Raw genomic sequence first — 12,583 nt, forward strand, 5'->3', positions numbered from 1 at the left:
GTGTTTTTGATTTTTATTTTAAAGTTTTACGATAAACAATGACATAATAGCTGAAAGCTAACAGACAAGCAAAACTTAAAAAGTAAAGCGGTAAGACCCAAATGGTACCATTGTGAAAGTAACTAATCAAATAGGTAAAGAAACTAACAAACAAGTAATAGACAAAACTAAAAATTCCACTGGCAGTACCAATTACAGATTCATAGCCTTTTAAGGCCATACTTAAGGCATTGGGCAAAGTAATATTAATCCCTAAGAAAAAGAGAAAAATAAACAAAATAAGACCAATGATTGTTTCAAATTGTGTCATTATTAATAAACAGCAAGCCGCAAAGATACTTAGCAGCAAACCAGCAAAGGCAATTTTTTCCGCTGACCAATATCCTAGCAACCAATTGATAAGAACTGCAGCAAGAATACTAGACACAGCTAAAACTAAACCAAGAAAGCCATATTGGACACTGCTAAAGCCAAAGTGATTGATGAAAATAAACGGAGCTTCTGCATAGTAGCTAAACAATAAACCATTAATGCCCCCAATCAATAAGCCGTAGCACCAAACTTTCGAATCGAAGGAAAGGCGTTTCGCCACGGACCAAAAAGGCGCTTTCGTTAAGGTATTTCCTAAGTGAAAGGTTTCTGGTAAACGATAAAAACTATAGAAAAGTAATAGAACAGCCATGACAATTAAGGTGCTAAAGACATGCTGATAGCCAAAATAGGTTTGAACAAGTCCGCCGACTAAGGGTCCGATGGCAGGAGATAGCGATAGGGCAGCGCTTGTTTGAGCAAAAATTTTCCCTCTTTGAAGATCGTTAAAGCTTTCCCGCATCATCGATTGGGTAATAACAGAACCAACGCTTGCACCAAATGCTTGAATTAAACGGAAGAATAACAGCCAAGGAAACGTCGGACTCAAAAAAAGGCCAATATTTCCAATTAAATAGCATAAAATTCCTAATAACATAGCTGGGCGACGTCCAATCGTATCGGATAGAATTCCCCAGAATAAAACGCCAACGGCAAAGGCAACAAAATAAATACTCATGGTTAATTGTGCCACGCTATCGTGAATGTTAAAAGCAGAACTAAGCGCTGGCAAAATGGGTGTGAAAATCGACTCGCTGATTTGTGGAAATCCCACAAGCAAAATAATAATTAGTAATGATGGGACGGTGTTTCGGGTGTTTTTCATGATTTTTCTCCTTAAAAGTTTAATCTAATCAAAAACACCCATTGTCTTTTACAACCGCCAAATTTAAAATAAGTAAAATAATGTCACCAACTTTCCTTGAAATTTTTTATTATACAAAGTCTAAATGAAGAAGCGCTTCTTCTTGACTAAATTCATAAGTGTAGCGACCGGATAAACCGGCAAGCTCACCTGATGCTTGAAATAGTTCACCTGGGCAGTCTAAAAGACCCTGTGTAAACGTCCCTTTTTCGCAAGCAGTAAAGGTGCTTTTTTTTCCTAAATAAGTTCCTTCGAAATGTAGGAAACCGACCACTTGAGCCACAGCTTCAAGCCCATCTGCCATTGAAGAGCCTTGATAAGTCATTAAGTATTCCACAGAAGCTGTCCCAGATAAGGCCCCTGACAATTGATAAGTAGCGCTCGCTTGATTCACTGGGAAATTTTCATTAAGATTGTCAATCGGTTGTTCTTGCCAACTAGATACAGTAAATGATGCTTGCTCCATTGCTGTCCCTTCTTTCTTATTAATAAGAATAGGGTAGCGGGAAGCGCACTATTTGTCAACAATCCACCACTTTAACTCTTCATTTTTTGCACAAAAGAATGTAACGCTAAGCGGTTGATGTGATAAGCAGTTCCTTGTTTTTGAATAAAGCCGCGCTCTCGAAATTGTTTGAAGGTATAAATAAGATGGCGATAACTAACCCCTAAGTATTCGGCAATCTCAGTATGTTTTTCTTTATAAACATCTTCGTGATTAGCGGCAACCAATAGCAATTCCGCTAGCCGATAACTTAGTTCATAGGTCTGATTCGTTGTAAAGTGGTCCACCCGTTGGAGCATTTTTATCCCTAGATAATGGCTGAGTTGCTGCATAAAAAGTACCTTGTTTTTTAAAACAGTTTCTGCGTAAGCTAAAGGTACAGCCAAACAACAGGTTTCACCTAAGGCGATAACGTCCTTGGTTATCGTTTCCGCTTGAACTAATGTTAAATCGCCAATTAAATCACCTGTCGTTAAAAACTGAACAATGGATTGGCGGCCATTGCGTTCTGTTTTTAAAATTTTCGCTTTTCCTTTGATTAAATAAAAAAGATAATTTAATGGCTCTGCTTGGTGATGAATGAATTCTTGATTTTCAAAATCGATAATAAAACTGTGTTTTAAATCAGTTTCATTAAAAAAAGGCGTATTTTTAGCTAATTCTTGTTTCGGTGATTGTTGGTAGGCTGTTTTAAGCATTTTTTTCTCCTTATAATAGGAGATATCTCCTATTTGTTTCTTCTATTGTAGCACATAATAGACGTATCAAGAGTAGAGGAGTTTTTATAATGTGGAAGAAAAAAATTGTACTATCGTTTCTTTTTTATTTAATTAGTGCATTGGGCATCAGTTTGACAATTCAAGCAGGCATCGGGGTTAGCAGTTTTAATGCGTTTAATGTGACCTTTGCAACACTTACACATTTAAAAGTCGGAACTGTTACCACAGCTATCAATTTCGCTTTTTTAGGCACGTGTTGGTTGTTAGATCAGCAGCGTAAAATTCAGGACTATTTGATTATTTTGGTGGCGTTAATTGGCTTTGGTTTTGTCATTAATTTTTTCTTATATCAATTATTTGGTTCGCTTGTTTTTCAAAATTATTTGGTTAAAATTGTTCTATTTATTTTAGGGACAATCATAGCAGGAATTGGGACAGGACAGGTAGTTGCGCTAGGTGTTTTGCAATTTCCCATTGAAAAATTTTGTACACTTATTTCTGAAAGAACGCGCTATAGTTTTCAGTTTTATCGTTATTTAGTTGATATTTTTTGTGTCAGTTTAGCACTAGGATTGTCCATTAGTTATCATTTGCCGATTTTTGTTCGTGAAGGAACCGTGATTAGTCTTTTCTTACTTTCTTGGGTTATTAGTTGGTCGCGAAAGCGGGGACAACAGCGTATTTTACGAATACAAATCAAGAAACTGGAATCCGAATGAAAGGATTTCAGTTTTTTTCAAATGAGCAGAACTTTTATTTGAAAAAAAGAGTGGAAAACGGTATACTAATTAAGTAATTATTCATAACATTGGTTCTCCAATCAATGTTAAATAGTTTTTTCATGAGGGAGTAACTGACAGTATTTATGCTGTGACAACATCACCAACTCCGAAAGCAATTTCTGGTGTTGTCTTAAACGGTGAGACTTATGTATGTTCGACGAAGTAGCATACACAAGTCTATTTTTTTTCATTTATTTTTGATGAAATGTAAAATAGAACTTGGAGGATGCTGCAAAAAATAGAGGAGGAAGAACATGTCAGAAGAAAAGAAAACACAATTGTCTGAAGCGTTTTACGCACAAGACGACACAGTTGTTTTGGAGAAAATGAACACAACAACTGATGGATTAAGTGCACAGGAGGCTCAAAAGCGTTTAGAAACGTACGGGGAAAATGTGCTAGATGAAGGGAAGAAAAAATCACTTGCCGTGAAATTCTTTGAGCAATTCAAAGATTTTATGATTATTGTTTTATTAGCGGCAGCGGTCATTTCAGCCGTCTTTTCCCATGATGTGGTAGACTCGATTATCATCTTAGTGGTTGTTATCTTGAACGCCATCTTTGGGGTCATCCAAGAAGCCAAAGCGGAACAAGCCATTGAAGCATTAAAAGAAATGTCTTCACCAAATGCGAATGTTCGCCGTGATGGACACGTCATTACTGTTAAAAGTGATGAATTAGTGCCAGGTGACATTGTTTTATTAGAAGCAGGGGATGTCGTTCCAGCCGATTTACGTTTATTGGAAGCGAATAGCTTAAAAATTGAAGAAGCAGCGTTAACCGGTGAATCTGTTCCAGTTGAAAAAGAAGTAACCATCTTAGAGGGAACCGATATTGGTATCGGTGACCGAATCAATATGGCTTATTCCAATAGTAATGTGACGTATGGACGTGGTCTTGGCGTTGTGGTTGGCACAGGAATGAATACAGAAGTCGGTAAAATTGCTGGCATGCTAGCAAGCGAACAAGAAACGGAAACGCCTTTAAAACAAAACTTAAACCAATTGGGTAAAATGTTAACAATTGCCATTTTAGTCATTGCAGCGGTGATGTTTGTGGTAGGAATGATGAATGGTCGTTCATGGATTGACATGTTATTAACGTCAATTTCGTTAGCTGTAGCGGCAATTCCAGAAGGATTACCAGCGATTGTCACAATTATTTTGGCTTTAGGGACCCAAAAAATGGCCAAGAAAAATGCGATTGTCCGTAAGTTACCAGCCGTTGAAACATTAGGAAGTACAGACATTATCTGTTCAGATAAAACAGGTACGTTAACCTTAAATCAAATGACCGTTGAAGCGTTGTATACAGATGGTCAAGTTTTATCTGCTTCCACAGAAATCCCTACCGATAATATGGCTTTAAAAATCATGAACTTTACGAATGATACAAAAATCGCTCAAGATGGTTCATTAATTGGTGACCCAACAGAAACTGCCTTAGTACAATTTGGTTTAGATCATGCGTTTAACGTAACCGAAAAAGTAGCAGCTGAACCTCGTGTGGCAGAGATTCCTTTTGACTCTGATCGTAAATTAATGACTACTGTTCATGAATTAAAAACAGGTGGCTTCCTAGTTTCTGTCAAAGGTGCACCAGATGAATTATTGAAACGTTGTACGGAAATCTTATCAAATGGAGAAACAAGTCCATTAGATGAAACAAAACGTCAAGAAATTTTGAAAACCAACACCTCATTAGCGAAACAAGCCTTACGTGTTTTAGGAATGGCTTATAAATATGTTGAGACGATTCCAGCCGAAATGAGTTCTGAACTTGTGGAAAAAGATTTAACATTTGCTGGTTTAGTCGGTATGATTGACCCAGAAAGAAAAGAAGCTGCAGATGCTGTAAAAGTCGCGAAAGAAGCGGGTATTCGTCCAATTATGATTACGGGTGACCACCGTGATACAGCAGAAGCAATTGCGGCACGTTTAGGCATCATCAAAGAAGGCGACGACGATGCAGTCATTACAGGCGCTGAATTAAATGAATTGTCAGATGAAAAATTCGCACAAGTCGTGGGACACTACTCTGTCTATGCTCGTGTTTCACCAGAACACAAGGTTCGGATTGTTAAAGCGTGGCAACAAGAAGGAAAAGTGGTTGCGATGACTGGTGATGGCGTAAATGATGCCCCAGCCTTAAAAGCTGCTGACATCGGCATTGGTATGGGGATTACCGGAACAGAAGTATCAAAAGGTGCTTCAGATATGGTCCTTGCCGATGATAACTTTTCAACAATTATTGTGGCAGTAGAAGAAGGACGTAAAGTTTTCTCAAATATCCAAAAAACGATTCAATATTTACTTTCAGCTAACTTAGGGGAAGTATTAACCTTGTTTATTGCAACAATGCTCAATTGGGATACCTTGTTACCTGTTCACTTATTGTGGATTAACTTAGTAACGGATACTTTCCCAGCGATTGCGTTAGGTGTGGAACCAGCAGAACGTGATGTGATGAGCCATGAACCTCGTGGTAAAAAATCGAACTTCTTCTCTGGCGGCGTTTTAAGCAGTGTTGTTTATCAAGGGATTACGCAAGGGGCATTGACTTTGATTGTGTATAAAATGTCAATTATGTTCCCAGCACATACCGCAGCTAACACAAACTTATCGGCGCAAGCGTTGTATGATTTACAACACGGCGATGCTTTAACCATGGCCTTTGCTACTTTGGGATTAATTCAATTGTTCCATGCCTTTAATGTGAAGTCGATTTATCAATCAATTTTCAAAGTTGGCTTATTCCGCAACAAATCATTTAACTATGGGATTCTTGTTTCGTTCTTGCTATTAGCTGCAACGATTGTTATTCCAGGATTTAATGATTTATTCAGCGTTACACATTTAGATGCATATCAATGGGCAATTGTAGCAGGTACTTCTTTTGCTATCATCCCAATTGTGGAAATTGTGAAGTTCTTCCAACGTAAAGCAGGTAAAGGTGCTTAATAAATAAGAAAAGAAAATTGGCTGGTACTTAAACCAGTCAATTTTTCTTTATGTAAGGAGTGAAAGGGCTTGAAACGGAAAATTATTTTCGAAACACAACGACTTATTGTCAGAGAATGGCAGTCGGAAGATGAAGTGGAATTGAAAAAATTTTTGCAAGATGAAAATGTGATGTATGCCTATGAACACGCTTTTTCTGATGAAGAGGTTGCAAACTGGCTAAAGTGGAACTTACAGTCCTATCAAGAATACGGCTACGGCTTATGGGCGTTAGAGAAGAAACGAACAGGCGAAGTCATCGGCGAGTGTGGTCTCACCAATCAATTAGTAAAAGGTAAGAGCTATCCAGAAATTGGTTATCATTTATGTGTGAAAGAATGGCACAAAGGGTATGCGATTGAAGCTGCCGCAGCGGCAAAACAGTACGCATTCGATGTATTAAATTTTCCAGAAGTTATTTCAACGATTCGTGATACGAACTTAGCCTCTATGAATGTCGCTATTCGAAACCAGATGCTTGTTAGGGATCGATACATTAAAACATACCGTGGCAAAACGATGCCTCACTATGTTTTCTCTGTTAAAAATCAAAAGAATGAAGACTGAAAAAGTGCCACTTGTCAGATGGAATAGAAAAAGTGTAAAATGGAGTGAAAGAGAAAAGGGAAAAGAGGGATGGTTATGAGACCAAATTTAGGATTTTACGTTCAAACAATTAATGATATCGTTAAAACAACAGAAGACATTGGCGAAGTCATGAATCCATATTACGAAGAAGTTCGTCAAGCGATCGATAAGAATAAAGTGAATGATTTAACAGCCGAACGAATTGCAGAAATTCAAGCAAAATTTAAAGAAGGTACTGAAAAATATGCATTAATGCTCAAAAAAGTCGGAACATTAAAACCGACGCCACAAGTACTTGGCATTCACAAAAAATTTCAACATGCTTATACAGAATATGTAGCAGGATGCAATGAAATGATTTTAGCAACAGATCCAGAAACAGGTATTGATGCAGATTTATTTAATGCTTCAGAGGAAAAGCAGGATCAAGCAACGGATGAATTAACCTTTGCCATTACGCGGATGAGCAACATTCTTTTGAAAAAATAAAAAACTAATAAAAATAACTAACGAATTTAATATTTTTTTCATGTCTTTTTTATGGACAAAAGAGAAAGTGTATTGTATTATTAATTCATACCAACAACAACCTTTTTATTTTTCATTTTACTCTTATTGAGTAAATACTCCTTTTCCATCGGCAAAACTGCCGGTGGTTTTTTTGTTATTTTTTTTATTTTGAAACATTGTTATGTTTTTTAGGTAGCATCATTTAAAATGTGCGTAATGTTGCGTGCATAAATAAGACTAGTCAAAATCTTTTAAGTATAGTAAAGTGAAATTATCATCGGAGAAAGAGTGAGCAGATATGACAAGAACTAAGTACATGGAAATTTATGAAAGCCTACGTGATAAAATTGATACTGGTATTTATCATGAAATGATGCCTTCTGAAAATACTTTAGTAAAAGAGTATGGAGTCTCACGCAATACAATCCGTCGCGCGTTAAAAGAATTAACGAATCAAGGATTAACAGTTAGTATCCCTGGGAAGGGTGTCTCAATTATAAGTACACCACATTCGTTAGGTGTTTCGCTAGATAAAATAGAAAGTTTTAAACAATTCACTAATCGCACACATCTAGAAATGTCTACGAAGGTATTGTCTTTTTCTGAAGAAGTGATGACGGAAGAATTGACCAAAAAATTACCTTTTCAAGTGGGAGAAACAATTTATCGAATTGTTCGATTAAGAATGCAAAAAAATGATCCAATCGTTGTGGATGAAAATTATTTTCTAAAAGATGTTGTGCAAAGTTTGTCTACTGAAATAGCAGAAGATTCCATTTATGAATACTTGGAAAAAACGTTGAATATTCATGTTTCAACATCAAAACGCGTCATTACAGTTGAACTATTAACGAAAGAAGATAAAGATCTATTGCACAGCCATAGCTATGATACTGCAGTGATCATTAGAAATACGGCCTATACACAGTTAGGTAAATTGTTTGAATACACAATTTCTAAACATAGACCGGATAAATATGTATTTACAGAAGTGGTGGTCCATTAAAAAAACAAAAGCCAGTTGGCTTTTGTTTTTTTATTATTTAGTAACCTGTTTAAACAAGTTGTTGACTAACTTGTTTAAACAGGTTACAATAATTTTGTAAACGTTTGCGGTTAAATGATGAGTTTCTTGGCCAGTAAACTCATGAAGGAGGAGAAGATAGTGAAATCAAATTATCAAGAATTGGCACAGGCAATTATTGTTGGCGTTGGTGGAGAAGATAATATTGAAAAAGTATTTCATTGCATTACACGTCTGCGATTTACTTTAAAGGACATCGAGAAAGTAAATCAAGAGGAACTGGAAAAGCTTTCAGCACCTAAAGTTCCTTCAGTAAAAGCTTTTTATAACACCAATTTAAATCAGTATCACGTGGTGATTGGTCAAGCGGTTGAAGATGTTTATACTGCTGTAGATAGTCAATTAGCTACAAAAGATTTTAAAAATCAAACAGATAAATCAGCAAAATTACCAAAGAAACAACCACAAGGCTTTAAAGAAATTATTTCTCACTATTTTCAAATAATTATCGGAACAATAACAGGATCCATGATTCCTGTTATTGGGTTATTAGCTGCTGGTGGATTAATTAACGGCTTACTAGCTATTTTCACAAAAGGGAATGGATTAATTAATGTGCTTGATCCACACAGTACAACGTATTTATTAATTTCAACATTATCAATGGTTCCATTTTATTTTTTACCTGTTTTAATCGGTTTTTCTGCCGCAAAACAACTAAAAGCTGATCCATATGTCGTAGCGGCAGTCGGGGCAGCCATGATTGCACCAAACATTCGTAATATTGTTAGTTTGGATCATCCAACAGTAGTCAATTTTACAAAAGGAGCAATCGAGACCGCAAATCAAGCAATTGCGGCAGCTGGCGTAACAACGAATGGAGCAACGGCGATAGCAAATTATGATGTTCATGGTGTTTTAACAGGATGGACAGTAACTGCAGGTAAGTTATTTCAGATGTTTGGAGCAACAGGACCTACATTTAATGCTGATTATTTTGGTATTCCGATTGTGTTGCCTAACTATGCGTACTCTATATTTCCAATCATTGTAGCAGCGGCTATAGCTGCACCTTTAGGAAGGTGGCTCAAAAAAGTTTTACCGATTGCACTTCAGCCAATTTTTAGACCGTTAATTACTTTTTTTGTGACAGCATCAATCATTTTTATTGGCGTTGGTCCTGTTATCTCAATGATTTCATCTGCTTTTGGTTCTGGTGTTGAATTTTTAATTGGTAATGGACAAAATGTTATTCAACTTGGGATAGCCGGTTTAATAATTGGTGGATTCTATCAATGTTTGGTGATTTTTGGTCTCCATTGGTTAGTTGTTCCAATCATTTCATTACAAATTGCTACAACTGGTGAGTCTAGTTTAAATATGTTGGCTAGTTATACAATGCTTGCTCAAGGAGCAGGAACGCTGGCGGTATTCTTAAAAACACGCAAAGCGCCAGTTAAAGGATTAACTTTACCAGCTGCAATTTCTGCCTTTTGCGGTGTAACGGAGCCTGCAATGTATGGTGTAAACTTAAAATATCCACGTGTGTTTATTATGAGTTCCATTGGTGCAGCTGTTGGTGCAGGAGCGGCGGGCTTTCTAAATCTCCATATGTATGGATTTTCTGGTTCGCTAATTGGTTTTCCAAACTTTGCAGCTAAAGGAGTATTGAATCCTACTACACAAGAATGGGTAAACGGAAATCCAAATAATTTTCTGGTTTTTTGGGTGACAACAATTTTGTGTATCACTGTTTCTATGGCACTCGTTTGGTTTTTTGGTTATAAAGATGATGATGTTATGGGAACTGGTATAGAAAAGAAAAATGTTTTTAAAAATGCAGTAAATTAAGGATGGAATAGAAGATGACAAACGAAAATTGGAAATCAGGCACGATTTATCAAATTTATCCACGTTCATTTAAGGATACGAATAATGATGGATTTGGTGATATCAAAGGAATCATTGAAAAATTAGATTATCTGGAAAATTTAGGTGTTTCCTATCTTTGGTTAACCCCTATGTATGTCTCTCCGCAAAGAGATAATGGCTATGATATTGCTGATTACTATAACATTGACTCGAAATTTGGGACAATGGCTGATTTTGAAGAATTATTAAATAAAGCACATGAAAAAAATATCCGAATAATGATGGATTTAGTTGTTAATCATACTTCTTCTGCACACTATTGGTTTCAAGAAGCTTTGAAGGGCAAAGATAATCCTTATCGAAATTATTATATCTGGAAAGACCCTGTCAATGGAAAAGAGCCAAATAATTGGGTATCTAAATTTTCTGGTTCTGCATGGGAATACGAGCCTAACTCAGGACAATATTATTTACATTTATATGAAAAAACAATGCCCGATCTGAATTGGGAAAATCCTAAATTACGAGAAGAAATAATCACTATGATGAAATGGTGGGCGGAAAAAGGAATTGATGGTTTTCGTTTAGATGTGATTAATAATATTTCTAAAGACCAATCCTTTCCTAATGATACATTAGAGACACCGAAAAATGATGGGCGAACGTACTATTCGGATGGACCACGTATTCATGAATTTTTACATTTAATGAATAAAGAAGTTTTTAAACCGTATCAATTAGTGACGGTGGGGGAATTATCATCTACTACGCCTGAACAAGTTATTTTATATACGAAACCTGAACGCCAAGAACTTTCAATGGCTTTTAACTTTCACCATATGAAAGTTGATTATCCAAATGGGGAGAAGTGGGCAGTAAGTGACTATCAGTTAACGGAACTAAAAAAAATAATGGCGTATTGGCAACAAAAAATGTACAATGAAGGCGGCTGGAATGCTTTGTTCTGGACGAACCATGATCAACCACGTGCGCTGGCACGCTTTTTAGATGATGAGGAATTTCGGACTGAAAGTGCGAAAAATTTAGCAATTACAGAATTTGGCTTACATGGTACAACTTTTGTCTATCAAGGGGAAGAAATTGCCATGAAAGATGCTTATTTTCAAAATATTTCAGAATACGATGACCGTGAATCAATTAATGCCTACAATATGATGATTGCACGGGGCGATTCAAAAGAGTATGCTTTAGCGGCATTACGACAAAAATCACGAGATAACTGTCGAATTCCTATGCAATGGACGGATGAAAAATATTATGGCTTCTCTACTCACAAACCTTGGTTAATGGGTCCTACTCACGATGAGGTAAATGTTGAGCGAGCACTTGAAGATAAAAATTCGGTTTTTTATACGTATCAAAAACTAATTAAATTTAGGAAGGAAATGCCGATTTTTGTTAAAGGAGATTTTGAATTAATTGATGCAGAAAATAATCAAGTGTTTGCCTATAAGCGAGTATTCGATGATGAAACCCTTTTGGTTGTATCGAATTTTACAAGTGAAACTATTCGTTTTGATACAGGGATTAATTTAACTGAGGGAAGTCAAATCTTAGTGGCTAACTATCCGCGGAAAATAGTGACACAGGAACTAGAATTACAACCTTTTGAAGCTATGATGATTTTAAAAAATAAGTAATTAAAAAGAGAAAAAACTTCGCGTTGAACGAAGTTTTTTCTCTTTTTAATTTTCAACATTTCGCACATAATCATCAAAGTATTGAATTAACTCTTTCTTGATTTGTTGATAATCTGCTTCAGAATAGTTCTTTTCTTCTAGCGTGCCATTAAAAAATGGCAAATTTAGTTCTTCTTTTAAACGTTCAATCACTTCTTCTTGCTTCATAAGGACCCCTTCTCAACGAATTGTTCTCTTCTATTATAGAACATTGTAGTCATCCGTCAATTGTTCAAAGGCAATTTTCATTTCTTCTAGACGTTCATTCAATTGATTGGTTTCATCTTCTTCATTGAAAAAATGTTGTTTTAATTCAAAATAAAAATTTTCGAAGGCTTGGAAAAAAGGCTCAGACTTGTTGTTTTCAAGAGCAGGAACACTTGTGTAGAGAACACGAGCGCTATGATAGTAAGTGAAAACCTCGTTAATATTTAATAAAATACGCGCTTCTTCTGGGCGTGGTCGACTTGTAACTAAGTCATGTAAAGATAAACTTTTTGTATGGGTTTCAGATAAATAAAATAAAAATAGTTCCAATTGCTCTTTCGTTGCAGACATGAAAACTCCTCCTCAAACAGTAGTAACATTTATTATAAATGAAAATGAAAGTGCTTGAAAAGCAATGCGCTCAGCAAAAATAATTATTTTAA

Annotated in this window: 12 protein-coding genes; 7 read left to right on the plus strand and 5 right to left on the minus strand. The window is 36.0% G+C overall.

All coding sequences use genetic code 11. The annotated features are described in order from the left end of the window. Positions 1-13: 13 nt before the first annotated feature. From IGK86_RS05995 to IGK86_RS06005, 3 genes are all read right to left on the minus strand, one after another. Positions 14-1,195, minus strand: coding sequence for a multidrug effflux MFS transporter (locus tag IGK86_RS05995; protein ID WP_002365813.1), 1,182 nt, complete (start codon positions 1,193-1,195; stop codon positions 14-16). A 109-nt stretch (positions 1,196-1,304) separates the two neighbouring features. Next, a complete protein-coding gene (locus IGK86_RS06000) occupies positions 1,305-1,700 on the minus strand; it encodes a DUF3224 domain-containing protein (RefSeq protein WP_016616934.1) in 396 nt (131 codons plus the stop codon). A gap of 71 nt (positions 1,701-1,771) precedes the next feature. Next, on the minus strand, positions 1,772-2,437 hold the full coding sequence (locus IGK86_RS06005) for a cyclic nucleotide-binding domain-containing protein (protein WP_016616933.1): 666 nt from the start codon (positions 2,435-2,437) through the stop codon (positions 1,772-1,774). 89 nt (positions 2,438-2,526) lie between these two features. On the opposite strand from IGK86_RS06005, the gene IGK86_RS06010 reads away from it, so the two are divergent. The 7 genes from IGK86_RS06010 to IGK86_RS06040 all read left to right on the plus strand — a co-directional run bounded on the left by IGK86_RS06010 (position 2,527) and on the right by IGK86_RS06040 (position 11,894). After that, positions 2,527-3,177 carry a YczE/YyaS/YitT family protein gene (locus IGK86_RS06010; protein ID WP_002385840.1) on the plus strand — a complete coding sequence of 217 codons (651 nt, stop codon included), beginning with the start codon at positions 2,527-2,529 and terminating at the stop codon, positions 3,175-3,177. A gap of 317 nt (positions 3,178-3,494) precedes the next feature. Then, complete coding sequence (locus IGK86_RS06015; protein WP_010707395.1) at positions 3,495-6,200, plus strand: cation-translocating P-type ATPase; 2,706 nt, start codon at positions 3,495-3,497, stop codon at positions 6,198-6,200. 69 nt (positions 6,201-6,269) lie between these two features. After that, positions 6,270-6,806 (plus strand): GNAT family N-acetyltransferase, encoded by a 537-nt coding sequence (locus IGK86_RS06020; RefSeq protein WP_002364151.1) that lies wholly within the window; start codon positions 6,270-6,272, stop codon positions 6,804-6,806. A gap of 69 nt (positions 6,807-6,875) precedes the next feature. After that, on the plus strand, positions 6,876-7,316 hold the full coding sequence (locus IGK86_RS06025; protein ID WP_016616932.1) for a hypothetical protein: 441 nt from the start codon (positions 6,876-6,878) through the stop codon (positions 7,314-7,316). 319 nt (positions 7,317-7,635) lie between these two features. Continuing rightward, positions 7,636-8,343, plus strand: coding sequence for a GntR family transcriptional regulator (locus IGK86_RS06030; RefSeq protein WP_016616931.1), 708 nt, complete (start codon positions 7,636-7,638; stop codon positions 8,341-8,343). 141 nt (positions 8,344-8,484) lie between these two features. Continuing rightward, positions 8,485-10,212: a PTS transporter subunit EIIC gene (locus tag IGK86_RS06035; protein WP_029679873.1), complete on the plus strand. Its 1,728-nt coding sequence runs from the start codon at positions 8,485-8,487 to the stop codon at positions 10,210-10,212. A gap of 14 nt (positions 10,213-10,226) precedes the next feature. Beyond that, entirely contained in the window at positions 10,227-11,894 is a 1,668-nt protein-coding gene (locus tag IGK86_RS06040; protein WP_016616928.1) for an alpha,alpha-phosphotrehalase, read from the plus strand. A 45-nt stretch (positions 11,895-11,939) separates the two neighbouring features. On the opposite strand, the gene IGK86_RS06045 is transcribed toward IGK86_RS06040, so the two are convergent. Both IGK86_RS06045 and IGK86_RS06050 read right to left on the minus strand, forming a co-directional pair. Further along, on the minus strand, positions 11,940-12,101 hold the full coding sequence (locus tag IGK86_RS06045) for a hypothetical protein (RefSeq protein WP_002357133.1): 162 nt from the start codon (positions 12,099-12,101) through the stop codon (positions 11,940-11,942). Between the two features lie 33 nt (positions 12,102-12,134). Next, a complete protein-coding gene (locus IGK86_RS06050; protein ID WP_002357135.1) occupies positions 12,135-12,491 on the minus strand; it encodes a hypothetical protein in 357 nt (118 codons plus the stop codon). Positions 12,492-12,583 lie beyond the last annotated feature (92 nt).

Origin of the sequence: Enterococcus sp. DIV1206, from assembly GCF_051712485.1 — a bacterium.
GTDB lineage: Bacteria > Bacillota > Bacilli > Lactobacillales > Enterococcaceae > Enterococcus > Enterococcus faecalis.

Excerpts from the sequence above, each read along its gene's own strand:
- IGK86_RS05995 (WP_002365813.1), bottom strand. The coding sequence starts at position 1,195 with ATGAAAAACACCCGAAACACCGTCCCATCATTACTAATTATTATTTTG.
- IGK86_RS06000 (WP_016616934.1), bottom strand. The coding sequence starts at position 1,700 with ATGGAGCAAGCATCATTTACTGTATCTAGTTGGCAAGAACAACCGATT.
- IGK86_RS06005 (WP_016616933.1), bottom strand. The coding sequence starts at position 2,437 with ATGCTTAAAACAGCCTACCAACAATCACCGAAACAAGAATTAGCTAAA.
- IGK86_RS06010 (WP_002385840.1), top strand. The coding sequence starts at position 2,527 with ATGTGGAAGAAAAAAATTGTACTATCGTTTCTTTTTTATTTAATTAGT.
- IGK86_RS06015 (WP_010707395.1), top strand. The coding sequence starts at position 3,495 with ATGTCAGAAGAAAAGAAAACACAATTGTCTGAAGCGTTTTACGCACAA.
- IGK86_RS06025 (WP_016616932.1), top strand. The coding sequence starts at position 6,876 with ATGGTTATGAGACCAAATTTAGGATTTTACGTTCAAACAATTAATGAT.
- IGK86_RS06030 (WP_016616931.1), top strand. The coding sequence starts at position 7,636 with ATGACAAGAACTAAGTACATGGAAATTTATGAAAGCCTACGTGATAAA.
- IGK86_RS06035 (WP_029679873.1), top strand. The coding sequence starts at position 8,485 with ATGAAGGAGGAGAAGATAGTGAAATCAAATTATCAAGAATTGGCACAG.
- IGK86_RS06040 (WP_016616928.1), top strand. The coding sequence starts at position 10,227 with ATGACAAACGAAAATTGGAAATCAGGCACGATTTATCAAATTTATCCA.
- IGK86_RS06045 (WP_002357133.1), bottom strand. The coding sequence starts at position 12,101 with ATGAAGCAAGAAGAAGTGATTGAACGTTTAAAAGAAGAACTAAATTTG.
- IGK86_RS06050 (WP_002357135.1), bottom strand. The coding sequence starts at position 12,491 with ATGTCTGCAACGAAAGAGCAATTGGAACTATTTTTATTTTATTTATCT.